Here is a 24,632-nt window from a genome sequence, read left to right on the forward strand (position 1 = left end):
CTTCCCGTTCGGATTCAGCGGCAGGGCGTCCAGCGGAACGAACACCCCCGGAACCATGTAACCCGGCAGCCGCTCCCCCAGGAACGCCTGCAAGGTCTCCCCCGCCACGACCTCACGCGCCACCACGAACGCCACCAACCGCTTGCTGACACCCTCCTGGTGGACGAGGACGGCGGCACCGGTCACGTCGGGGTGCCGGGTGAGGGCGTCCTCGATCTCACCGAGTTCGATCCGGAAGCCTCGGATCTTCACCTGGTCGTCGACCCGGCCGAACACCTCGATGGTGCCGTCGGGCAGGGAGCGGGCCAGGTCGCCCGTGCGGTAGAGCCGGCTGCCCGCCTCGCCGAACGGATTCGCCACGAACGCCCCGGCCGTCAGCTCCGGCCGCCCCAGATACCCGCGCGCCAGCCCCGCCCCACCGAGGTACAGCTCACCGGCCACGCCCGCCGGGACCGGCTGGAGCATGCGGTCCAGTACGTAGGCCTGTGTGTTGTCCAGCGGCCGGCCGATCGGCATCACGGCCGGGGTCGGGTCCTGCGGGTCGATGCGGTGGCAGGTGGCGAAGGTCGTCGTCTCCGTGGGTCCGTAGACGTCCACGACCACCAGTGCGGGGCAGGCCTCGCGGACCCGGCGTACCGCCTCGGCCCGTACGGCTTCGCCGCCGGTCCACAGCTCGCTCAGGCCCGCGAAGCAGCCCGGGTCCTCCTCGGCGAAGAGGTGGAACAGCGCCGTCGTGAGGAACACGGCGCTGATGCCGTGTGCGGCCACCTGCTCCCGCAGTACCTCCGAGGTCAGCGCCCCGGGCGGCGCGATCACCGAGCGGCCGCCGGACAGCAGTGGCGCCCACAGCTCGTACGTGGACGCGTCGAAGGCCTGCGGGGAGTGCATGAGGACGCGGGCGTGCCCCGACCCGTTCCCTCGCACCTCGGCGAAGCGGCCGTCCAGCGCCAGGGCCGCCACGTCGGCGTGCGTGACGGCGACGCCCTTCGGGCGGCCCGTGGAGCCGGAGGTGTACATCACGTAGGCGAGGTCGTCGCCGGTGGCGTCCGAGGGGAGGTCGGTGTCGGGCCAGGCGTCCAGTTCGGGCCAGAGGTCCTCGACGACCAGTACCGTCGCGTCGGTCTCGGGCAGGGACGCGACCGCCGCCCGCTCGGCCAGTACGACCCTCAGTCCGGCGTCCTCGGCCATGTGGGCCAGCCGGTCCCTCGGGTAGGTCGCGTCGAGCGGTACGTACGCCCCGCCGGCTTTCACGATCGCGAGCAGCGCGACGACCATCTCGGGCGAGCGCGGCACGCACAGCCCGACCAGGCTCTCCCGCCCGACGCCGCGGCCCCGCAGCAGTCGGGCGAGCCGGTTCGACTGCCGGTCGAGGTCGCGGAAGGTGGGCCGGGCGTCGCCGTGCACGAGGGCCGGCCGGTCGGGGGTCCGGCGTACCTGTTCCTGGAACCGCCGGGTGAGCGGGGCCGGTTCGAGGGCGGCCGTGTTGCGGGGCCCGTGGCCCTTCTCGACGATCCGGGCGCGTTCGGTGTCGTCGACCAGCGGCAGGTGCTGGACGCGCTGTCCGGGGTCGGCCAGGGCGGAGTGCAGGAGCACCTCGAAGTGGTCGGCCAGGCGTTCGACGGTGGGTGCCGTGAAGAGGTCGGTGCTGTACTCGAGGCCGTAGTACATGCCCTCGGGGGCGGCCTGGATCATGAGGGTGAGGTCGAAGCGGGCGACGCCGACGCTCATGCCCTCGGCGATCAGGTCGTGCATCCACGGCTTCGGCCGGACCAGCGCCGAGGGGTGGTCCAGGAGCGGGAGGCTCTCGTCGGCGAACATCACCTGGAAGACCGGGTTGTGGCTGAGGCTGCGGGCCGGCCGGAGCGCCTCGACGAGCCGCTCGAAGGGGACGTCCTGGTGGCTCTGGGCGTCGAACAGCTGCCCCCGGACCTGGAGCAGCACGTCCTCGAACGTCGGGTTGCCGCGCAGGTCGACCCTGAGCGCGACCGTGTTGACCAGGAAGCCGATCATGGATTCGAGTTCGACGCGGTTGCGGTTGGCGATCGGTACGCCGATGACCACCTCGTCCTGCCCGCTGTGGCGCGCCAGGAAGACGGCGTAACTGCTGAGCATGGTGATGTAGTTCGTGACCTGGTAGTCGCGGCTCAGTTCCGTGATCCGGCGGGTCGCCGCCGGTGTCAGCTGCCGCCGCAGGAAGTCGCCCCGGAGGCTCTGTACGTCGGGCCGGGGGAAGTCGGTGGGAAGCGTGAGCAGTTCGGGTGCTCCGGTGAGCTGCCGGCGCCAGTGCTCCAGCTGGTGGCGGAGCCTGTCCTCCTCCAACAGGCCCTGCTGCCAGACCGCGTAGTCGGCGTACTGCACGTCGAGGTCCGGCAGCGGGCAGGGTTCGCCGTCGGCGAGGGCCCGGCAGATGTCGAGGAACTCCTGGCCGAAGACGCCGATCGAGTAGCCGTCGAACACCAGGTGGTGGGCGCTGAACGCCAGGATCTGCTCGGTTTGCGACCACTGCACGAGCCGCGCCCGCAGCAGGGGGCCTTCCTCCAGGTCGAAGGGCCGGTCCCACCACTGGCGGATCTCGTCCCGTGCCCGCTGTTCGCTCTCCTCCTCCGGGAGCCCGAGCCGGGAGAGGTCCAGCGTCGGCAGGTCGACGTCCCACCGGTCCGCGACGACCTGCCAGACCTGTCCGTCCTCCTCGCGGAAGGTGGTCCGCAGCGGCTCGTGGCGGCGCAGCATGTGCCCGAGCGCGTCACGGACGACCGGGGTCCCGATCGACGCCGGCAGGGGAACGAGCCAGTTGACGGTGTACGAGGTGGTGCCGGGGCTCAGCCGGTCGATGAACCAGAGCCGCTGCTGGTCGAAGGTGGCCGGCAGCGGACCGCCGCGGGGCACGGCGGTGAGGGGGCGGGTCTGCCGCGGCTGCAGTTCCTCCTGGCGTCGCCGTATCTCGCGGGCGATCTCGGCGATCGTCGGGAGGTCGAAGAAGAGGCGGACCGGCACCTCCAGTGAGAAGACCTGCCGGATCCGGGCGACGAGCTGCACGGCGAGCAGCGAGTGGCCGCCCAGTTCGAAGAAGTTGTCGAGGACGCCGACGGGTGCGCGGTCCAGGATCTGTTCCCACATCGAGACGAGCAGCGCCTCGGTGGTGTTGCGGGCGGGCAGCCCGGTGGTCGGGCCGCCCGTGGACCCGGAGGCCTGCGGGAGCAGCAGCGCGCGGCGGTCCAGCTTGCCGCTGGAGGTGACGGGCAGGGCGTCGAGCGGTACCAGGTCGGACGGCACCATGTAGCCGGGCAGCCGCTCGGCCAGGTATGCGTGCAGCCGGGGCACGAGCAGGTGCTGGATCTCCGCCTTCAGTGGCTGGTTGGCGTACTCCGACCAGTCACGGGGTTCGTGCTCAGGCTCGGTCGGTGCGACGAACTCGGCGCTGTCCGGGGCGGGTTCGGTCCCGGTGCGGGTCAGCAGGACGCCGTAGCCGCCGTCGGTGCCGTGGCGGCTCCAGTCGGGCACGGCGAGGTAGCCGGCCCGCTCGGCGAGTTCGCGGATGTCCTCCGGGTCGACTCCTTCGGCGGGCCGGTCCTGGGCGCGCCAGGCCTCGACGGTCTCCAGGCCGGAGCCTCCCCTGAGCCAGCGGAGGGTGCGGACGGCCTCCTCGACGCGCGCGTTCGGCACCTGGCGCAGCCGGAGCCGGTCGGGTCCGTCGGCGAGCAGGTCCCGGAGCCTGTCGGTGGTGAGACGGTCGGTGGTCCAGTCGTACGCGTGTTCTTGCTCGGGGCCGTCCGGTGCCGCCGTGGCGGCGGCCGCGACGGGCTCGCCGACGTGGAGGACCGCCTGGTACCGGAACATCGACATCTCGTTGAGGTGGCGGCCGCCCTTGGGCCGGATCTCCACCCGGGAGATGCGGCCGGTGCGGGCCGCCCAGTCGTGGAAGAAGGCCGGGTCGAGGGTCAGCTCCTCCTCCTGCCGCACGCGTTGCTGGACGCGCTGCCACAGCTCCAGCCGGGTCGTGGCGTCGGGTGCGCGCTGCGCCTCGACGGCGGTGTGGAAGGCCTCGAGCAGCGGGAGACTCCGTACGTCGCCGACGACGATCCGCCCGCCGTCGCTGATCCGGGACAGCGCCTCGTCGAGGACGCGGACCAGGTAGTCGACGTCGGGGAAGTACTGGACGACGGAGTTGACGACGACGGTGTCGACCGGTTCCAGTTCCAGGTCGCCGAGGGCGTCCGCCTCCCGCCGGTGCAGGACCACCGAGTCCTTGAGTTCCGGACGGGCGTCGAGGCGGCCGCGGACGGAGTCGAGGGCGGCGGTGGAGAAGTCGGTGCCGTAGTACCGCCGGCACTCCCCGGCGAGCGGGAAGAGCAGCAGGCCGGTGCCGCAGCCGATCTCCAGGACGGCGCGCGGTTCGTAGCCGCGGATCAGCCGGACCGTGTCCTCCTGCCAGGCGCGCATCTCCTCCAGGGGGAGGGGCAGGCCGGTGAAGCTGCTGTTCCAGCCCGAGAAGTCGTTGCCGTCCTCGGAGTCCTTCGCCGCGTCGGCGTCGAAGGAGTCGTACACCTCGCGCCAGCGTTCGATGCGCTTGTCGGACAGCGAGTCGCCGGACAGCGGCTCGTCGTCCTCCTGGACGGCAGAGCGGGCGCGCCGCGGGTCCAGCACCACGTACGAGACGAGGGACCGGTCGCCGCCGCGGTCCTCGCGGACCACGGTCGCCGCGTCCCGGACGACGGGGTGTTCGCTCAGGGTGCTGTCGATCTCGCCGAGTTCGACGCGGTAGCCGCGGATCTTGACCTGGGAGTCGGTGCGGCCGAGGAACTCCAGGTTCCCGTCCGGGCGCCACCGCGCCATGTCGCCCGTCCTGTAGAGGCGTTCGCCGGGTGTGCCGGCGAAGGGCGAGGGGAGGTACTTGGACGCCGTCAGCCCGGGCTCGTCGGCGTAGCCGGAGCTGAGGCAGGGGCCACCGATGTAGAGGTCGCCCGGTACGTCGAGCGGGCAGGGGCGCAGGCTCTCGTCGAGGACGTAGTAGCGGGCGTTCTGGATGGGCCTGCCGTACGGGATGCTCTTCCAGGCGGGGTCGACCTCCCCGACGGGGAAGTAGTTGGACCAGACGGTCGCCTCGGTGGCGCCGCCCAGGCCGACGACCTGGACGGCGGGGAACACCGTCCTCATCAGGTCCGGCGAGTGGACCGGTATCCAGTCGCCGCTCATGAAGATCAGGCGCAGGGAGCGGGAGACGGTCTCGTGCGCGCCGTCGGCGTCCGTGGGGAGCAGGGGCACCAGCTGCATGAGGGCGGCGGGTGCCGAGTCCCAGAAGGTGATGGGTTCCTCGGCGAGGCGGCGCAGCAGGGCCGCGGGCTCCTGGACCTCCTCGCCGGTGGCGATCCGGATCGACCCGCCGGCGGCGAGGACGCCGAAGACGTCGTAGACGGAGAGGTCGAAGGTGAGCGCGGTGACGAACAGGACACGGTCGTCGGGGCCCACGCCGAAGGTGCTGTTGACCCATTCGATGAGGTTCACGGCGGGGGCGTGCGTCACGGAGACGCCCTTGGGGGTGCCTGTGGATCCCGAGGTGAAGATGACGTAGGCGAGGTCCTGCGCGGTGCCCTGGCGGGGAAGGTCGTCGCCGGGCATCGCGGCGATGGCGTCCGCCGTGTGAAGGGTGTACGGGCTGCCGGCCGGCAGGCGGGTGCCGTTGCCCGGCAGGCCGGTGCCGTCGTCGGCCGCCGTGTCGAGGCACAGGATGTGCGCGAGGTCCGGCAGCGGGTCGGCGGTCAGCAGGCGGGGCACGAGGGAGTGCTGGGTGAGGACGCAGGTGGCCTTCAGCGCGCCGAGGATCCAGTGCCAGCGCTTGACGGGGGCGTTGACGTCCAGGGGGACGTAGACGGCGCCGGCCTTGAGGATGCCCAGCAGCGCCGGGATCATCTCCGCGCAGCGCTCGGTCAGGATCGCGACCTGGTCGCCGCGTCCGACGCCGAGGCTCATCAGGCGGTGTGCCACCTGGTTGGCCCGCTCGTTCACCTGGCGGTACGTCCACCGCTCGTCCTGGAACAGCAGCGCCGGGGCGTCCGGGGCACGGCCGGCCTGCCGCTCGAACAGCTCGTGGATGCGGAGGTCGTCCGAGTACGGGGTGTCGGTGTCGTTCCACTCATGGACCAGCCGGGCGAACTCCTCCGGCGCGAGCAGGGCCAGCTCGCCGGTGCGGGCGTCGGGCCGGCCGGCCAGTTCGGCGAGGACGCGGCGCAGGTGCCCCGCGGTCCGTTCGACCGCGGCCGCCTCGAAGCGACGGGTGTCGTAGTGGAGGGTGAGCGCGAGGCGCTCCCCGGGGGTGGCCGTCAGGCTCAGGGGGTAGGCGGCGTGGCTCTCCTCCTGGACGCGGGTCATCCGCAGGGAGCCGTCGTGCCCGGCCCGCGCACCGGTCCCGGCCCCGTGCGCGGCGGTGGTCCCGTCCTCGACCAGGACGACACTGTCGAAGAGCGACTCCCCCGAGCCGATCCCGCTCCACTGCTGGACGCGGACCAGCGGGCTGTACTCGTGCTCCTGGATCCGCGCGTACGTCCGTTGCAGGTCCCGCATCCAGTCCGCCCAGCCCGCCGCGGGCGGTACGCGCACGCGCAGCGGGAGGGTGTTGTTGAGGAGCCCCACCATGTGCCGGGCGCCGGGCAGGTCCGCGGGACGGCCGGGGGTGGTCACGCCCATGACCACGTCGTCGGTGTTCCGGTAGCGGCTCAGGAGGAAGGCCCAGGCGCCCTGGACGAGCGTGGTGAGGGTCAGTTCGTGGTCCCGGCCGACGGCACGCAGGGCGGCGGTCTCGCGCTCGTCGAGGACCAGGGACACCTGCCCGTACCGGACCGTCGCCGGCCCGCCGGCCGCTTCGCCGGCGCCCTTTCCCCCGTCTCCGTCCACGGCTTGCCCGTCGGCCGGTGTCCGGGACTCGATGGGCAGGGGTTCGGCCGGCTGGACCGACCGCAGTTCGTCGCGCCAGAACGCCTCGGCGCGGGCCGGGTCCTGACGGTCCAGCCAGTCGGTGTACTCCTCGAACGGCGTCGCGGGCGGGAGGTCGTCGAGGGGTGCTCCCGAGAGCAGGGCCCCGTAGGTCCGCTCGACCTCCCGCAGGACCGTCGCCCGGCTGCGTCCGTCCATCAGCAGGTAGTGCAGGCTCCAGACGATCTGGTACCGCGCCTCCTCCAGACGGGCCACGTGGAGCCGCCACAACGGCGCCCGGTCCAGGGTGAACGCCCGCTCGTGGTCCTCCCGCAGCAGGGCGGCGCGCCGTTCGGCCCGCCGCTCCTCGTCGAGGCCGCGCCAGTCCTCGTGGACCAGGGGCACCTCCACGTCCTGGCGGACGGTCCGCCGCGGGGCCTCCCCCGCGGAGTCCGAGAAGCCCGTCCTCAGCGCCTCGTGGCGCTCCGTCACGCGCTCCCAGCTCCGGCGGAATGTGTCGGCATCGATTTCCTGCGCGACGTCGAGCACGACCTGCGCGTGGTAAAGGCCGGCTCCTTCTCCGTGGCGGGACTGGAACAGAATGCCCTGCTGAGTGGGCGACATCGGACGGGAAGCCCCGCCCCGCCGGCCCTCCGGGAAGACAGGGAGGTTTTCTGCCGAGTTACGAGAAGTACTCAAGACCGCAATCCCCTGAAGTCATGAACGATGATGTGCGCTTGTGACCTTGCCCGGGAAAAGGTGTGCACCAGGCGGGGCAGGCACCTGAATCCCCTTGTCCCGGAAGAGTCGTCGTCGACCGTTGCGGGGTTCGGGATCTATGGCGAAGTGACGTGCCGGTGAATTCGTACATCCGGGTCCGGAATCAGGCGGACCGACCCGCGCTCACCGACCGGAAGCGGTGTCCCGCCTGCCGGGGTCAGCACCTCGGAGCCCGCGCCAACACGCTCCGACCTGCCCGTTCGATCGAGTCGACCCGACGGCACCACCGACACCGGGAGCCGTCGACGGACTACGGAACGCAGATCGATGCATCATGCAACTTCGCATTCGAAGTTCCCCCGAACCTGAACGGTTGCCTCGGAATTCACAAGGAGTTCAGAAGGTGCCCGCGTGCCTCCGACCGGAGTCTGCGGCTACTCATACCTTCACCATCGATGAGCATGTTCGTCGACTCGAACAACGACTGTCAACAGATCAGATCCGCCCCGCCGGCCCACGACGGACCGGAATCTTCCGCCGAGTGCAGCCGCTGACCTGCATAAACTCCGGACATTGCGCGAACGGCCACGCCCACCGGCCCGAACCGGGCACCGCAGGACTAGGGGAATGTCCATTCATTGAAATCCCCTCAAGCTGTTCGGGTGCGTTGACGAGGTGTGGGGCAGCCATACTTGGGGCCGGCGATGTGCCGCCCTCCGGGTCCTCCCGGACCCCGGACCCCGGCCTCACGAGCACCTCACGCACAGCACCCCTACCAACGGGAGCTCAGCCCCATGGCCCTCGCACTCCTGAACGCCGTCCTGATCCTCAGTGTCCTGGCGGTCGTCCACCGGTACCTGTACCGGCGGCTCGTCAAGGACGTCTCGCCCGCCGGCAGCCGGTGGCGGCGCATCGGCACGGTGCTGGTGTGGCTGCTGTCGGCGGTCACCGTCTTCGTGCTGACGGCGGGTCCCGCCGAGCCGCCCTTCGAGGTCCGCCGCATCGGCGCCCGAGTGGCCGCCGTGTGGCCGACCTTGTTGCTGTACCTCACCGTCGCCCTGGTCCTGGGCGAGCTCGTCCGCCCACTCCTGCGCCGGGGCCTGACCCGCAGGGCCGGCGGGCCCCTGGACGCGGTTGCCCACGGCCCTTCCGGTACGTCCCCGGACGCGTCCGGCGCGGGGGCGGCCTCCGGCACGGACACGCACTCCGGTGCGGTGCCGGCCGTCGGCACCGGAACGGCGGCCGGCACCGGGGCGGCGGTCGGCGCGGGAACGGCGGCCGCCGCCGGAGACGATCCCGCCCGCAGGCTGTTCGTCGCCCGCACCGTCGCGATCGGCGCGACCGCCCTGGCCGCGGGGGGCACCGTCGTCGCCCGGGCGGGAGAGCCGACGGCGCAGGCTCCGGGGGCGGCGGGCGTCGAGGTCTCGATGCCCTTCACCGGCCGGTGGCGTGCCAGGAACAGTCCGGCCCGGCGGGTGCCGAGCCATGGCACCGACCTGCTCGGCGGCCGCTACGCCATCGACTTCATCGCCGTGGACGACCGGCACCGGGCGGCGGGCAGCCGCAGCTGGCGGACCTTCCTCGCCACCGAACCCCCGGAGCTCTTCCGCGGGTTCGGCCGGCCGATCCTGGCGCCGGTCAGCGGTACGGTCGTCGCCGCCCACGACTCCGAGCCCGACCACGAGGCGCGGCGGTCGCAGCTGGCGCTGGTGCCGTACATGCTGGGGCAGGGGGCACGGCTGCGGGAGGGCGTGCACGCCATCGCGGGGAACCACGTCATCATCGCGCTCTCGCCGAGCGGTCCGTACGTCGCCCTGGTCCACTTCAGGTCCGGCTCCGTCCGTGTCTCCGTCGGCGAGCGGGTGGTCGAGGGACTGCACATCGCGGACTGCGGCAACTCCGGGAACTCGACCCAGCCGCATGTGCACCTGCAGGCCATGGACAGCGCCGATCTCTCCGTCGCCCGGGGCGTGCCGATGCTGTTCCGTCCGTACCGGGAGTGGACCCGGGGGCCGGACGGCCGGGTCCGTGTCGTCGAGGGGAGCGCCCCGCAGGAGGAGGCCGTGGTGGAGCCCTTGCCGGGAACGGCGGGAACGGACCTCTGAGCGGGCCGGGCGGTCGGGACAGGGCGGGTCACGACGGTGGCGCTCCCGGGCGGGGTCCCCGCCCGGGAGCGTCACGTCGCCGTTCCTCCGTCCCGCTGCCGTGAGGGTGGCTCAGGGTCTGCGGGACATCATCCGGTAGGTGATGAGGAACCCGACGAGGGACCAGGCCGCCAGGACGGCGAAGGGAAGACCCGAGACGCCGTCCGGTGGGGTGGCGAGCGTGTCCCGGACGGCTTCGGCCATGTACTCGAACGGGAGCACCGCGTGCACGGACTCGAACCAGTCCGGCAGCCGGGAGGCCGGAAAGGTGATCGGCGAGAACATCAGGGCCACGAACACGACGAGTTGGGACATCATGCGGGCGAACTGCGGAGCCATCCCGTACCCGATGCCGTAGCCCAGGCCGATGGCGGTGAACGCGGTCAGGAGGACCGCGGGGAGCACCAGCGGGCTGATGTCGAGGGTCAGGTCGAACCGCAGCCCCGCGACCACGAGCGCGGCCACCATCCCGGGCAGGGCGGTGAGCAGGGCGATGGTGGCGTCCGAGGCGATGAGGGCACTTCGGGGCACCGGCAGTGAGCGGTTGAAGTCGAAGATGCCCTCCTGTTTGGAGGACGCGACCTCCTGCGGGCCGATCACCATGCCCACGGTGATGAGCCCCAGCACCGGGGCGCCCGTCGCCAGGTAGAGCGCGGTGGCGTCGTCCATCTCGGGTACCAGATAGGCGAATCCGACGATGATGCCGACCGCGAGGCAGGTCTGGATGATGAGGTTCAGGGGCAGGGTCGCGCGGCTCCGCAGCGCGGTCCAGCCGAGCAGCAGCCCGTAACTACGCAGCCAGTGAGCCATCGTCGCCCCCGTTCCCCGTACCGCCGTCCGTGCCGTTGTCCGTGCCGTTGTCCGTGCCGGAGGCGTCCTCGGCGCCGACGAGTTGCAGGTACACGTCCTCCAGGCCGACCGGTACCAGGGCGAACTCGTCGATGTGCCCCGCGTCGCGGAGTTCCTGCGCCCAGGCGAGCGCCGCCGGTGCCGCGCCGGAGGCGAGGGGCACCGCCAGCCGCCGGGAGCCGCACAGCGGCGGGCCCGCGACGGGGATGTGGGCCGGCAGGGGCGGCAGGTCGTCCGGGACGGCCGCCGTCAGTTCCAGTCTGAGGTCGCCGACCGCGCGGGCACGGAGCTGGGCGGCGGTGCCCTCCGCCATCACCTTCCCGGAGCCCATCACGACGATGCGGTCCACGCTCCGTTCGGCCTCGACCACGTTGTGGGTGACGAGGAGCACGGCGCAGCCCCGGTCGGCGAGTTCACGGATCTGCTGCCACAGCAGTCTGCGGCGTACGGGGTCCACGTCGTTGGTCGGTTCGTCGAGCATCGCGACGCGTCCGGGGTCGGCCGCGGCCATGCCGTACGCGGTCAGCCTGCGGACGCCGCCGGAGAGGCGTTCTCCGGTGGTGTCGGCCCAGGTGCCGAGGTCGAGTGCGTCGAGGAGTTCGGCGGCCCGCTCGGCGGCGGCCTGCTTGCTCATCCCACGGATCCGGGCCATCGTCCGGATGGCCTGCCGCGGGGTGACCCCGGCGAGCGGTGCGTGGGCCTGGGGCATGACGGAGACCATCCGGCGTGCCCTGGCGGGTTCCGCGACGGGGTCGCATCCGTCGACCCTGATGGTGCCGGAGGTGGGCACCACGAGCCCGGCCACCTGGTTGATCAGAGTCGTCTTGCCGGCTCCGTTGTGTCCCAGGAGGCCGACCACCTCACCGGCCTCGACGCGCAGACTGATGCCGTCGTTGGCGCGGGTGCCGTCCCGGTAGCGCTTCACGAGATCTTCGATGGTCAGCAATGTCCTGCCCGTTGTCTTGGAGGGGTGTGCGGAGGTCGGGGGCGCCGCGGGGGGAGCGCGCGGTGGCGAGGTCTCACCGGGGTACCCGGAGCAGCTTGTCGGGGGTGTCCTCGGTCGGCACGCCGGTGAGGGCGCCCCGTACGGCGGTGGCCTTCAGCACGGTGCCCACCACGCGCGGGGCGGCCCGCGGGTGCGTGCCGAGGAAGAGCGCGGCCGCGCCGGACACGTGCGCGGCGGCGACCGAGGTGCCGGACGCGGTGACGGTGCCGCCGCCCGGCCAGGTGGACGTGATGTCCACCCCGGGGGCGTAGAGGTCCAGTCCCTTGCCGTAGTTGCTGAACGGGGCGACCCGGTCGGCGCAGTCGGAGGCGCCGACGGTGAGGGCCTCGGTCACCCGGGCCGGCGAGGAGTGGGCGACGTCGTCGGTGCTGGCTCCGGCCGACATCGCGTAGGTGACGCCGGCGGCGAGGGAGTTGCGCACCGCTTCGTCGAGCACCTCGCTCGCGGGGGCGCCGATGACGAAGTTGGCGACCGACGGCCCGTCGGCGTGCTCGGTGACCCAGTCGATGCCGGCGACCACTCCGGCGAGGGAGCCGCCGCCCTGTGCGTCGAGCACCTTCACCGAGATGAGCTCGGCCCGCTTGGCGACGCCGTGCCCGGTGCCGCCGATGATCCCGGCCATGTGGGTGCCGTTGCCGTGCTCGTCGGCGCCGTCCCCGCCGAAGGCGTCGAAGCCGGGCCGGGCCCGGGGCGCCAGGTCGGGGTGGCCGTAGTCGATGCCGGTGTCGATCACGTAGACGTCGACGCCCCGGCCCGCGGAGCGCGGGTAGGTGTAGGAGCCGTCGAGGGGCAGCGCACGCTGGTCGATCCGGTCGAGTCCGCAGGACAGCGGCGACTCCTGCGTCACCCTGTGCGACCGACCGCGGTGCACCACGGTGTTCCGTTCCACCAGGCGGACGCCCGGGTCGCGGGCCAGTCGCTTCGCCTGCTCCGCGCTGCCTTCGACCAGCGCTCCGCGCAGCGCGTGGCCGTACGTGTCCCGGACCCGTACGCCGTACGTGCCGGCGAGGTCCGGCCGTGCTCCGTCCTCGAAGACGACGAGATAGCTCGCGTTCGCCGCGTTGCCGCCGTCCGCGGCGGCGACGGTACCGGAGTCCACCGCGTGTCCCGGGGCGGTCGTCGCGCCCACGCACATCAGAGTTCCCAGAGCCAGCGCGGTGGCGGATATTCGACGATGACGGGTGAACCGGGCTGATCGCACTTTTGTCCCCTCACAAGAGAATGCGTCGTCATGTGTTTTCTGCGGTGCGGCGGACAGCCGGCGGGTCGGCGGCACATGCCTGTATCACTGCGTGCCTGCATCCCTCGCGGTCGGCGTCGCCGACCACATTCCTCGAACCATCGCCCGACCGGTGGCCCGGAGGCCCATCACTGAAAGAACCCCCAGTTCTCACGGCACGGCCTTGCCGCACCCCTCCCCCGCCCGCGGAAAATCTCCGCACCCGGAAATTCATCTTTCCCGGACCGTGCGGACGCCCCGGATTCCCGCAGCCGCCGACCGGGACGTCACGCCCTCCTCCCACCGGCCGGCTTCGGACATTCCCCCCACTACAGGGACGATTCGGGGAGGGCGAGCCGGTAACCCCCGTCCTCGGCGGATTCGACCAGCCGGGAGGACGGCCCGAGGCGTTCCTGCAGGGAGGCGACGCGGTGCCGCAGCGTCGCCCGCAGCGACGCCCGGCGCGCCCGCAGGATGTCCTGGGCGATCTGGTCGGCGCACAGCTTCTCGCCCGGCCGCCGGGCCAGGGCGGCGAGGATGTCGAACTCGTCGTCGGGCAGTTCGGTCGGGGCGCCGTCGACCAGCACGGCCCGCTCCCGCAGGTCGACGCGCACCCGCCCGGCCAGCAGGAGATCACCCGGCGGCGGTTCCTCGAGGCACCCGCACCCGCACCCCGCGGTTCCGGGATCGGCGCCGGGGGGCGGGCCTGGGGCGGGGGCCGGGTCGGCGCCGGAGGGCGGGCCGGGGGCGGGGGCCGGGTCGGCGACGGGGGCCGGGGACGCGCCGGGGGCGGTCGGCCCGGTGAGCCGTCCTCGGCGCATCACCGCCCTGGTCCGGGCCAGCACTTCGGCCAGGTTGTAGGGCTTGACGAGATAGTCGTCCGCGCCCAGGTCGAGCGCTCGTACGCAGGAGAGATGGTCACCGCGCGCGGTGGTCACCAGGATCGGAACGGCGTCGGCGGCGCGCATCTCGGCGCACAGCTCGAAGCCGTCGCAGTCGGGGAGGGCCAGGTCGAGCAGTACGGCGTCGGGGCGGGCCCGGCCCAGGAGCCCGATCGCCTCCCTGCCGGTGGACGCGCACACGGCTTCCAGGCCGTGCTCGGCCAGAGCGCCCCGGAGAGCGGCCGACACCCGTTCGTTGGCCTCGACGACCAGCAGTTTCACATCGCCCTCGTAGCGCCGCGGTCATGACTACGCCGATCGGTCCCGAGGTCCGTGTCCGCGCCCTGGTCGTCGGAGCGGATGTAGCCGGGGAGCACCTTCGGGGGCCAGCTGCCGATGCCGAACATGCCCATGGAGTACGCCCTCGCCGCCAGCGCCGTCCGGTTGGGCACCTGGAACTGCCGCAGCAGCATGCCGACGTGGTACTCGATGCCCTGGCGGCTGAGGAACAGCTTGGCCGCCAGCCGCACCGTCGGGTCGCCCGCCGCCACGCCCTCCAGGACCTTCGCGCTGAGGGGGGCCAGTCGCCACTTCGAGCCGTCGACCGCCTCCTGGTCGCGGGGTGCCTCCTCCGGCGTGAACTGCACGACGATCATCTCGACCCGGCCGGCGCCGTCGGTCACCGGGAACGCGGTGAGCTTGCCGGAGACGGTGGTGCCGTGGACGCACAGGACGACGGAGTGGCCGACGAGGCGGGTCCGGTGCCCCTTGACGAGCCGGCCGAACTGGTACAGCACGTGCTGCCGCACACTCGGGTGCAGGAAATCCACGAATTCACGGCCCTGCAACCTGTCCGGGCGCCGGGCGCACCGGGGCATCTCGGGACTGTTGACGGAACGCACGCGCAGGTTCGGGTCAAGAATCGCGAGGGCGATTCCGGAGCGCTCGAAAAGTGAGAGGAACGCGTCACGGTACTTCTCGCTCCCGATTTCCGCGTCGAACAAAGGGGGGTCGATGTCGTACGGCACTTCGGTGGATCCTTGGCTTTTGTCGGGCAAGGCGGCATGCGGCTCCATCGCCCGAAGAAGCCCGTCCACCGTGCCGATCTCCGCGTGGGCCATGTAGGCCGTTCCCCTCCCGCTCCCGAATCTTTGACTGGCCGCGAGCCAGCGTACGGAGCGGGGACGACGGCACGCAACGAAATCCGGCCTCGGCCCGAAAGACTGTGGTCGCCCGATCACAGGTTCGGAGAGACCGTCGCCAGGGGATCCGGGTCACCACGGAAAGCGACCGTCGGCACCGGCCGGCAACCTCCTGTCGGCCGCGGATTTCCACTGTTTCCCCCTACATTTCCCGCCATCCGGGCGGACCGGCGACCGTTACCCGGCGGTAGCCCGTTCGGTGCACCGGACGGCGGACACGGGCTCACCTGCGGTGGGGCGGGTGACCCGGGGCATGGCGGCCAAAAGCCCTGCCACCTGGGGCAGGACGTACCGGACTTGACGCCGCGTCACGGGCCGGGGCGCCGCCGCGCGGGGTGCCCGCGGCCCGGTGGCCCGGGCACGACCGCCCGGATCCAGCCGCTCGGCGCACACGTCTCCCGCACCCGGCCGCCCGGGGCACGGCCACCCCGATCCGCTCACCCGGCGCACGGCCGGCCGGGTCCGGCCGTGCGCGGGACGGGGCGCCGGATCGTGGCCGTCCGGTTCACAGCCGGTCGGCCAGGACGCCCGAGCCGAAGGCCGACCGTCCGGCCATGCGGTGGACCGCCGGGATCAGGCCGGCCCTGCCGTCCACGTCCAGCCGGTGGTACAGCCGGGTCAGGATCTTCTCCACCGCCCGCCGGGTGACGCCGAGCGCCTCGGCGGTGTCCTGATTGGTGTGCCCCAGTGCCACCAGGGAGGCGACCCGGCGCTCGGTGTCGCTGAGCATCCCGGACGGCGGTGCTCCTCCGCACGGGCGCGCCTCGTGCGGGGACGGCGGTCGCGGCCCGGTCCAGCACCGCAGCACCGCCGCGCCCGTCGCCTCGGCGATCCGGTCCGCCTCGGCGAGGATCTCGGCGGAGCCCGGCCGGCCGGCCGCCCGCATCCGGTTGCCGTACGCCGTGAGCGACCGCCCCAGCTCCAGGCGGTTGGAACCCTCCCTGAGCACGGCGACGGACTCGGCGAGCAGCGAGAGGGCGTAGCGGCCGCGCACGACGGTGCCCCACATGCGCAGGATCCGGCCGAGCGCGCCCGGCGCGCCGAACCGTCGTGCCCGGTCGCAGGCGCGGGCGAGGAGTTCGAGCGCGGCCTCCGGCTCGCCCAGACGGAGCAGCAGGGGCACGCACCACAGATCCACCGGGAAGAGGGCGCGGTTGTGCCAGCCCGCCGCCTCGGCGCGATGGACGGCGCCCTGCAGATCGGCCACGAGGGCGGGCAGTTCGCGCTCCGCCGTCAGCGGGATCTGGAGCACCCGCAGGGCGAGCCCGCACACCGGCTCCCCCGCGCCCTGCCCCTGGGCCAGCCGGTCCCGCAGCCGCGCCGCCAGCCAGGCGTCGTCCGTCTCGACCGCCACGGACGTCAGTGCGAGCACCGTCAGCCAGTCGTGGTCCCCCAGCGAGTCGGGAGCGGCCGCGCACGCGTCCCGTGCGTCCGTCCAGGCGTCGGCGGGCCGGCCGGCGTGCACCGCGGTGAGGGCCCGCCAGCTGAGCACGGCCGTGCGCAGCCGCTGGTCGTCGCGCCGCCGTGCCGTCTCCAGCGCCATGTCCAGCCAGCTGTGTGCGGGTTCGCCCGTCTCCGAGACGGCCGCGCAGGCGATCGTCAGCGCGGCCGCGGTGTACTCCGAGGCGGCCGACGCCGGCTCGTGCTCCAGCAGCCACCGCGTGAGGCCGGCCACCTCGGTGGCGGGGAGCCTGCCGCCGAGGACGCCCGCGAAGACGAGGACCGCCACGAGTTCCCGCCGGGCCGCGGTACCGGGATCAGCACGGGGGCCGGGGACAGTACCGGCCCGCACCCCGACGCCGAGACCGCGCAGCCGCTCGACGGCGGCGGCCTGGGCACCCGGGTCGCCCAGCCGGGCCAGTCGCGCACGGGCCTCCAGCCGCAGCCCCGCCTCCGACGCGACCGGCACCGCCGCAGGCGCGGGAGCGACCGGAGCGGCAGGGGCGGAACAAGCGGCGGGGCCCGTGTGCGGCACGGTCCCCACCTCGTCGACGTGGACGTACCCGTCCCTCACGCTCCCGGCCGCCCCCGCCGCCTGCCCCAGCATCTCCGCCGCCGCGTGCGGGGCGGAGAGGAACAGGGTGAGCGGCACGCAGGCCACGACCGCGGCGCGTTCCCGGACCGCACCCAGCAGGGGCAGTGCCTGGCCGACATGACGCAGCATCGCGGCGGTGTCGGCACCCTGCTCCACGTCGGCGAGGGCGGTCAGCAGGTCGCCGCGCTGCGGGCTGTCGGGCGGGAACTCCCGCAGGGCCCGGCGCAGACAGCGGATCGCGAGTGCGTCGTCCCCGCCACGCCACACCTCACAGGCGGTCTCCCTCATCACGCGTGCGGCCCCGGTCCAGTCACCGGGGCCCACCTCCAGGAAATGAGGGACGACCTGTTCGGCCGGGGCACCGGCTTCGTGGAGCAGTTCGGCCGCCCGGCGGTGCAGCCGCTCACGGTCGGCGAGGGAGAGTCCGTCCTCGGCGATCTCCCGCACGCAGTCCCACAGCACGGGTGGCGTCCAGCGGTCGGCGGCCCAGCCGAGCCGGACCAGCGCACGGGCGGCGGCGATCCCTTCGACCGGGTCGAGATCCGCGAGCCGGGCGAGGACATGGGTCTCGCTCTCCCCGCCGAGAATCGCCGCGCAGCCCGCGAGCCGGCCGACGGACTCCGGGTGCCCGGTCAGCGCCGCGGCCACCCGGGTCCGCAGACTCCAGGGCGCGGGGCGGGCACGGGCGACGTCGAGCAGCCGGGTGGGGGTGCCGTGGTCCGTGCCCTCCAGGCGGTCCAGCAGGGAGGTGATCAGTGCCGGACTGCCGCCCGTCGCGCGCGTCCAGGCGTGGACCTGGTCGTCGGCGAGGGCGAGGCCGCGCCCCTCGAGCAGGGCGCGTACTCCTTCCGTGCCGAGCGGCCCCACCCGGATCACCCGGTGCGCGGCCGCCAGGACGTCCTGCACATGCGGCAGTTCGGTGGCCGACTCGCCCTCGCACACGGCGACCGCGAGGAACAGCGGGGCCCGCTCCGGGGCGGTGAGCAGCCGGGTCAGTGCGGTCAGGGAGGGCGCGTCGGCCAGGTGCAGATCGTCGACCAGGAGCGCCACCGGGCCGGTGGCGTCCGGGAGGGCCGGACCGGGTGCCAGGGGCAGTCCCTGTTCCAGCCGGCTGCCACGGGCCCGGCGTACGGCGAACCCGTGCCGCTCCGCCTGGTCCGCGACCGTCTCGAGGAAGGCCGAACGCCCCATGCCCGGAGTTCCGGTGACCGCCACGAGCACGGTGCCACCGGTCCACACGGTGTTCATCGCGTGTTGGATCGGGGCGAGGTCCTGTGTCCGCTCCAGCAGCTGCACGGGGCCTCCATTCACCGGCGGAGTCGATCAAGTATGGGCCATTCCGGGGTAGTTGGCCCGGCGAGTCGCCTGGACAAGAAGGCACCGCACCGTCAACAAAAGATCACAGCACTGTCATATCGTAATGATTATGAGTTCGAGACGATCACAGCCCGTGCCTCTCCTCCCCTCGTTCTCTGTCTCCCGCTCCCTCACCCCCGGAGCGGGATCCGCCGCCGTCCCGGCCCCGCGGCGCGCGCCCTCCGCCTGCCCGGTCCGCGGGGAGATTCCCGGAGCCCACTGCCTGGTGATGCTCGGCCCCCACGACCGTGCTCCGGTGGACACGATCGCACGTCACGTCAGTGACAAGTGCGGCCGCGCGGCGAGCGTGCGGCGCGTCCACTGCCGGCGGGAAGCCGCCGGCACGGAGCACGCCGTGCTGCGCCGACTGCTCGGAACCTCCATGCCGGCGCACCAAGTCCGTTACGCGACACACTCGTTGGTCCGCGGGCTGCTGGCGCACGGGCCGGTCGTCCTCTCCATCGGTGACGCGCAGTGGTGCGACGAGGGCACGCTCCGTTTCATCGACCACCTGATCCGCGCCACCTCCCGGGGCGGGGCGGCACAGTCGCTGACCGTCCTGCTGCACCTGCCTCCCGGTCTGCCGGGGCCCGCCACGGCCGCGCTCCACGAGCTGGCGACGCGGGACTACTGCACCGTGGTCGACACCGCCGGTCTCTGGCCCGCCGACGCCGCCCGGCCGACGCCCCGGAGCGCGGACGAACTGGCTCAAAACGAGCCGAGGTTGCTCCGGGTCGCTCAGGCGGCTGCGCTCCTGCGCAGCACCGACCCGGACCTCGTCGGCGCCCTGGCCGGGTTCCCTTCCAAGGTGACCGCCCGGTTTCTGGCGGACGCCGAGGCCCGCGGTCTGCTCTTCGGGCGGACCCGGGACCACGGCGCCCCCGCGCTGCTGGACGCCCTGCCCGAGGCCACGCGGGAGCGGATGCGCGCCCAGGCCGCCGAGATCCTCAACGACGCGGCAGAGCCGGCCGAGCGGGTGGCCGACCTGCTGCTCGGACTGACCACGCTGGACCGCTCCTGGATGCGGGCCGTCCTCAAGGAGGCGGCGGCCGCCGCCCGGCACGACCGCCCGGCCGCCGCGGTGGCCTGCCTGGAACGGCTGCACGCCGCCGACCCCGACGACGTCACCGTCCGCATGGACCTCGCCGCCGTCCTGGTCGACATCGACCCCGCGGCCGCCCGCGAGCACCTCACCGGGGCGCTGTCCCGCACGGACGATCCGCTGGTCCGGTCCCACGCCGCCGGCCTGCTCCTGCTCACCTCCCTGATGGTGCACGGCTCCCCCGACGGGCCCGAGGCACTCGACGCGCTGGTGCGCGAGCTGGGTCCCGGCCGCCCCGGCGGTGCGCCGACTCCAGCCGCTCCTGCCGCTCCTGCAGCTCCAGCCGCGCCCGCCACCCCCACGATCCCCACGGCCCCTGCGACAGCCGTAGTGCCCGTGGCCCCCGTGCCTCCGGTCTTCACCGGCCACCCGGCCGAGCACGTCGTCCTCGCCGCCCGCGCGCTGCGTACCGCGCTGACCGCCACCGGACGGGAGACGGCACTCTCCGGCGCCCGTCAGGTCCTCTGGTCCGAGCGGCCGCCCAGCGCGTGGGCCAGGGTCGCCGCCGCGCAGGTCCTCGCGCTGGCCGACGACACCGCGACCGCACTCGACCAGTTGCAACGGACCGTCGCCGACAGCGCCGAGCGCGAGGAGGTGTGGGCCGAGGGCCACGCCTCCTCCGCGCGCGCCCTCGTACTGATCGAGTCGGGCCAGGCGTCCGAGGCCGCCGCGGCGGCGCTGGCCGCTTCCCGCATCTCCGAGGGGGAGGGCGCGGCGGGAAAAAGCCGGCTGGCCTCGATCGCCCTCGCGCTCGCCCTCGTCGCCCGGGCCGACCTCGACCGGGCACAGCAGGTACTGCTCCGGCTCGACAGCCACCGGCTCGACGACTGTGTCTGGGAGTACCACCACCGCCTGACGGCCCTGGCCCTCGTCGAACGCGACCGCGGCCGGCCCGAGCAGGCCCTGAGCCTGCTGGAGCGGTGCGGGGCGAGCCTCGCCGCCGCCGGTGTGCACAGCCCGGTGTTCACCACCTGGTGGGTGCACAGTACGGACCTGCTGATGCGGCTGGGCCGGACGGGCGCCGCCGCGGAGCGGGCCGAGTTCGGCCGGCAGCTGGCCGGGCGATGGCCGACGGCCCGCAGCACGGGGCTGAGTCTGCTGGCCCGGGGCATGGCGGCAGCCGGTCCCGCCGACCGCGTCGAACTGCTCACCGAGAGCGTGCGCGTACTCGCCGACAGCTCCGACCGGCACTTCCACGCACTCGCCGAACTCCGCCTCGGCAGGACCCTGTTGCACCAGTCCGACATCGGAGGAGCACGCCCCCGGCTGCGCGCGGCACTGGCCACCGCCGTGCGCTGCGGCCTGACCGCCGTGGCCGAACAGGCACGGTGCGCCCTGCGCTCGGCGGAGGGCCGGGACCGGTCCGCTCCGGCGGTTCTCAGCCACGCCGAACGCCCCGTGGCGGAGCTGGCGGCGGCCGGGAAGTCGAACCGGGCCATCGCGGACGCCCTGTGCCTGACCGTACGGACGGTCGAGTACCACCTGACGAACGTCTACCGGAAGCTCGACGTCCCCGGACGGACCGGCCTCGCGAAGCGGTTCCCGCCGCAGGAGCCGCACTCCTCCTCCCCCTCCGCGCGAGCACTCGGCGAACTGCGTTGAGCGGGCCGCGGCAGGGCGAGGGAGCACGCGACGCGCGGGACGGACCGGGCGGACCGGGCGGACCGGGCGGGCTTCTGGAACGGTCCGAGGAACTGGCGACGCTGAAGCACGCCGTGCGCGAGGTCGCGAACGGCGGGACGGCGACCGTCGTCGTCCGCGGGCGACCGGGCACCGGGCGCAGCGCGGTGCTCGCCGAGGCCGCCGTCCTGGCCCGGCAGGCCGGCCTGCGCGTCGTCACCGGGCCCGCCCGCCCGGCCGACGGCGGCACCCGAACGCCCGCCCAGGAGAGACCCGCTGCCCCCGGGACCCCGTGGGCGGTCCTCGTCGACGGCCTCTGTGGCACGCCCGGACCGGCGACGGAGTGGGCGGAGCCGTCCGGCAGCGGTCCGGGGCACCGGCGGCCGGCGCTGCGGGTGGTGGTGGCCGAAGGCGTCGGCGGCACCGAGGACCCGACCCCGGCGCCCCGCACCACGGGTTCCCGCCCCGCTCCCGGCCTCCGGTACGAGCTGACGCTGCACCCGCTCGGCGAACAAGCCGTACGAACCCTGCTCGTCAGGGCATACGGCGAGGACGCGGCCGTCCCCCTCCTCGCTCCCGCGGTCGCCGCGACGGCCGGCAACCCGGCGCTGCTCTGCGCCACGCTCCGGCGGTGGCCCGGCCCCCCTCCCGATGCCGACGAATTCACCGCGCTGGCCGACCAGATGGGCAGGCACCAGCTGAGGACCCTACTGGCGCGGGTGTCCGCACCGGCGGTCGCGCTCGTCGGGGCGAGCGCGGTGGCGGCGGGCCGCTTCTCCTTCGCCCAGGTATGCGAACTGGCCGGGATCGCCGTACCGGAAGCCGAGGAGGCCCGTACGGAGCTTGCCACCACCGGCCTGCTGGACTCCCTCGTACGGCCCCGGGTCTACGACCCCCTGGTGGCCGACCGGGCGCTCGGCCTCCTGAGCGACGACCGGCGGCGCGAACTCCACGAGCGTGCCGTGCGGTTGGCGCAGCAAGAGGGACTTCCACCGCCCGTACTCGGCCGCCTGGCGGCGCAGACCCTGCTGGACGAGCCCTGGGTTCCCGGTGCCCTGTACGCGGCGGGCCTGGACGCCCGCCGCTGTGGCGACGACGCCGAGGCGCTGGTGTTCCTGGAACGGGCCCTGGACCGCGGAGCCGCCGGCGGGCTGCGTACGGACGTGCTCCTGGAACTGGCGACGGCCCAGTCGTCACTGCGCCCGGCGGCGGCCGAGCGCGGATTCCGGCGGATCCTGGCGGAGCCCTACACCCAGAACCGTTCCGGGGCACGGCTGTTCGCCGCCGACCTGCTCACCTTGCGGGCCGGGGGCGACGCGGCGGCCGCCCTCGGCACGGCGGCGCGGGCGACGGCGGCCGAGGCGGATCGACGCACCCTGCTCGCCCTGCTCCACCTGGCCGTGGAGACCTCTCCGGCCGGAACGGCCGGGACGGCACCGGCGACGGACGCCGTGACGCCGGACAGTTCGGCACTTCCCGTCCCGGCAGTGGAGTTCGACGCGGCCGAGGCCGCCGCCGAGGCCTGGCGGTACTGCCTGGCCGGGCGGGAGATCGGTAGGGCCCGCAGCCTGGCCGTGGCCGTGTTCACCCGGGCGGGAGACGGGCTGTTCACTCCCCGGTTGTTCGCCGCGCGCGTGCTCGCCGTCACCGAGGACACGGCTCTCGCCCGGTCCGGGCTGCAACGGATCGCGGCCGAGTCAAGACGCCGGAAGGTGAGTCAGGTGACCGGGCACGCCCTCCTGGGGTTGGCCGAACTGGCTCTGCGTACAGGCGAGTTGGAACAAGCCAGGGAACGACTGGCCGAGGCGGTCGACGAGGTGCCCAAGCACCACTGGCACCCACGGGCGCTGCCGAGGCTGACCGCGCTGGAAGCGCTCGTCGCCCTGGAGTCCGGGCGGACGGACCTGGCGGAGTCGATCCTGGAGGGACCCGACGGGGCAGAAGACCCGTCGGACCGGCACGAACACGGCCTGGGCCGTCCCCACTTGCTGTTCGCCCGGGGCGTCCTCGGGCTCCGCACCGGCCGGACCGCCGAGGCGAGGGCCCAACTGCGCGAGTGCGGCCGGATGCTGCTGCCCCTCGGCTGTGTGAACCCCGCCGTCGTCCCCTGGCGTTCGCACCTCGCCATGGCGGAGGCCGCCTGCGAGGCACCGCAGACGGCGGCCCGTCTGGTGGTGGAGAGCCTCGCGGCGGCCCGGGCCTGGGGCGCGCCGGGCGCGGTCGGTGCCGTGCATCTCTGGGCGGGTCCGGCACTCACCGACCGGACGGCGCTGGGGCATCTGCGGACCGCGGTACGTCTGCTCGCCGGTCTGCCGACCCGGAGGCTGTACGCGCGGGCGATGGTCGAACTGGCCTCGGCCCTGCTGGACACCGGCCGGTCGGCGGAGGTGCGGGGCCTGCTCGACGAGGCGGTCAGGCGGGGCCGGCCCTTCCCGCTCCCCGAGGAGGTCGCCGCCCGGCTGGCCGCTCGGCCCCGCTCGAACCGGGCCCGGCTGAGTCCGGCCCAGCTCAGGGTCGCGCTCCTGGCCGCGGAGGGCCGCTCGAACACGGCGATCTCCAAGGAACTCTCGGTCGGTCTGCGCACGGTCGAACTCCATCTGACCCGCACCTACCGCATCCTGGGCATCAACGGCAGAACCGACCTGGCAACGGTCCTGGGCCACCCACGACCCACCGAAGCGGGAAGGCCCTAGGCGCGCAGCGCCTCCCCCGGCCCCAGGCCCGTGCCCCTGCCCCTGCCCGTACCCGCGCTCCTCCCCGTCCCCGGGTCCGCGCCCACGAGCCCTTCGCGCAGGGCGACCGCGGCGGCCTGGGTGCGGTTGGGGCAGTCCAGTTTGGCCAGCACGAGCGCGACGGTGCGCTTGGCGGCATGCTCCGACAGCTCGAGTGCCTGTCCGATCTGCCGGTTGCTCAGCCCTTCGACCAGCAGTTCGAGCGCCCGTCTCTCGCGGTCGGTGAGCTGCCCCATCGGCGACCGGGTCCGCGGTACGCCGTTGCCCGGGCCGGTCGGGCGCGGCACCGGCTGCGGTCCGGTGAGCTGTGGCGTCGGCCGCTCGCCGTCGGCGAGCATCCGCAGGGCGTCGTCCAGTCCCTCGCTGGTCAGGGCGTCCTGGTCCAGGATTCCGTCGCAGGGGACGGCCCCGCCGGACGCGATGCGCCGCACCTCGGCACCGGGCAGCACCAGCAGCACCCGGACCCCGTTGCGGCGGACGACGTGCGCCAGTTCGGCGGCCCACGCGTCCTCGCCCTCCCCGGCGCCGTTCACGCACCACAGCACCAGCACGTCGCAGGAGAGGATCAGCAACTGGACGGCGTCCTGGGGCGACCCCGTCGTGAACTCGTCGGGCCGGAAGACGGTGGTCTGCTTCACCAGACCCGCTTCCTTCAGCATGGCGGTGAGCCCACCGCGGGCGACAGCGCCCCGGGCCACGACCGCGACCCTGACCGGTCCCGCGTTCATCCAGCGCCCCCTGTCCCTCCGTCGACCGGCTTCCCCGCCGAGCCGCCGTCGCACAATCCCAGCGATTATGTCCCGCCAGGGTGCGGTTTTACGCCAGTGGACGGTTGCATTCGCTCGACGATCCCGTCACCA

General features: G+C 73.5%; 11 protein-coding genes. 3 read left to right on the top strand and 8 right to left on the bottom strand.

The annotated features are described in order from the left end of the window. The coding region (locus ACFWVE_RS18585) for an amino acid adenylation domain-containing protein (protein WP_384015102.1) at positions 1 to 7,530 on the bottom strand (7,530 nt) is incomplete at its 3' end. Between the two features lie 890 nt (positions 7,531 to 8,420). On the opposite strand from ACFWVE_RS18585, the gene ACFWVE_RS18590 reads away from it, so the two are divergent. Then, positions 8,421 to 9,731 carry a hypothetical protein gene (locus ACFWVE_RS18590; protein WP_384015103.1) on the top strand — a complete coding sequence of 437 codons (1,311 nt, stop codon included), beginning with the start codon at positions 8,421 to 8,423 and terminating at the stop codon, positions 9,729 to 9,731. 111 nt (positions 9,732 to 9,842) lie between these two features. On the opposite strand, the gene ACFWVE_RS18595 is transcribed toward ACFWVE_RS18590, so the two are convergent. From ACFWVE_RS18595 to ACFWVE_RS18620, 6 genes are all read right to left on the bottom strand, one after another. Next, a complete protein-coding gene (locus ACFWVE_RS18595) occupies positions 9,843 to 10,580 on the bottom strand; it encodes an ABC transporter permease (RefSeq protein ID WP_384015106.1) in 738 nt (245 codons plus the stop codon). Next, a complete protein-coding gene (locus ACFWVE_RS18600) occupies positions 10,561 to 11,565 on the bottom strand; it encodes an ABC transporter ATP-binding protein (protein WP_384015108.1) in 1,005 nt (334 codons plus the stop codon). The genes ACFWVE_RS18595 and ACFWVE_RS18600 overlap by 20 nt, the downstream gene beginning before the upstream one ends. Before the next feature lie 73 nt (positions 11,566 to 11,638). Beyond that, on the bottom strand, positions 11,639 to 12,754 hold the full coding sequence (locus tag ACFWVE_RS18605; protein WP_384015111.1) for a S8 family serine peptidase: 1,116 nt from the start codon (positions 12,752 to 12,754) through the stop codon (positions 11,639 to 11,641). A 419-nt stretch (positions 12,755 to 13,173) separates the two neighbouring features. Next, positions 13,174 to 14,007 carry a response regulator transcription factor gene (locus ACFWVE_RS18610; RefSeq protein WP_384015114.1) on the bottom strand — a complete coding sequence of 278 codons (834 nt, stop codon included), beginning with the start codon at positions 14,005 to 14,007 and terminating at the stop codon, positions 13,174 to 13,176. Further along, the gene (locus tag ACFWVE_RS18615; RefSeq protein WP_384015117.1) at positions 14,004 to 14,846 is read right to left on the bottom strand and encodes a helix-turn-helix transcriptional regulator; all 843 of its coding nucleotides are present in this window, start codon (positions 14,844 to 14,846) and stop codon (positions 14,004 to 14,006) included. Before ACFWVE_RS18615 ends, ACFWVE_RS18610 begins: the two co-directional genes overlap by 4 nt. 586 nt (positions 14,847 to 15,432) lie before the next feature. Next, positions 15,433 to 18,258, bottom strand: coding sequence for a LuxR C-terminal-related transcriptional regulator (locus ACFWVE_RS18620; RefSeq protein ID WP_384015120.1), 2,826 nt, complete (start codon positions 18,256 to 18,258; stop codon positions 15,433 to 15,435). 316 nt (positions 18,259 to 18,574) lie between these two features. Between ACFWVE_RS18620 and ACFWVE_RS18625 the strand changes: the two genes are divergently transcribed. Both ACFWVE_RS18625 and ACFWVE_RS18630 read left to right on the top strand, forming a co-directional pair. Next, positions 18,575 to 21,022 carry a LuxR C-terminal-related transcriptional regulator gene (locus tag ACFWVE_RS18625; protein WP_384015123.1) on the top strand — a complete coding sequence of 816 codons (2,448 nt, stop codon included), beginning with the start codon at positions 18,575 to 18,577 and terminating at the stop codon, positions 21,020 to 21,022. Next, positions 21,019 to 23,733, top strand: a complete 2,715-nt coding sequence (locus ACFWVE_RS18630) for a LuxR C-terminal-related transcriptional regulator (RefSeq protein ID WP_384015126.1) — start codon at positions 21,019 to 21,021, stop codon at positions 23,731 to 23,733. The genes ACFWVE_RS18625 and ACFWVE_RS18630 overlap by 4 nt, the downstream gene beginning before the upstream one ends. Here ACFWVE_RS18630 and ACFWVE_RS18635 read toward each other — a convergent pair. Further along, positions 23,730 to 24,500: a response regulator transcription factor gene (locus ACFWVE_RS18635; protein ID WP_384015129.1), complete on the bottom strand. Its 771-nt coding sequence runs from the start codon at positions 24,498 to 24,500 to the stop codon at positions 23,730 to 23,732. The two genes, ACFWVE_RS18630 and ACFWVE_RS18635, sit on opposite strands and share 4 nt — an antisense overlap. Positions 24,501 to 24,632 lie beyond the last annotated feature (132 nt).

Source organism: Streptomyces sp. NPDC058632 (genome assembly GCF_042717095.1).
GTDB lineage: Bacteria > Actinomycetota > Actinomycetes > Streptomycetales > Streptomycetaceae > Streptomyces.

Bases quoted from the DNA above. Each gene is read 5' to 3' on its own strand.
- ACFWVE_RS18590 (WP_384015103.1), top strand. From the start codon at position 8,421: ATGGCCCTCGCACTCCTGAACGCCGTCCTGATCCTCAGTGTCCTGGCG.
- ACFWVE_RS18595 (WP_384015106.1), bottom strand. From the start codon at position 10,580: ATGGCTCACTGGCTGCGTAGTTACGGGCTGCTGCTCGGCTGGACCGCG.
- ACFWVE_RS18615 (WP_384015117.1), bottom strand. From the start codon at position 14,846: ATGGCCCACGCGGAGATCGGCACGGTGGACGGGCTTCTTCGGGCGATG.
- ACFWVE_RS18635 (WP_384015129.1), bottom strand. From the start codon at position 24,500: ATGAACGCGGGACCGGTCAGGGTCGCGGTCGTGGCCCGGGGCGCTGTC.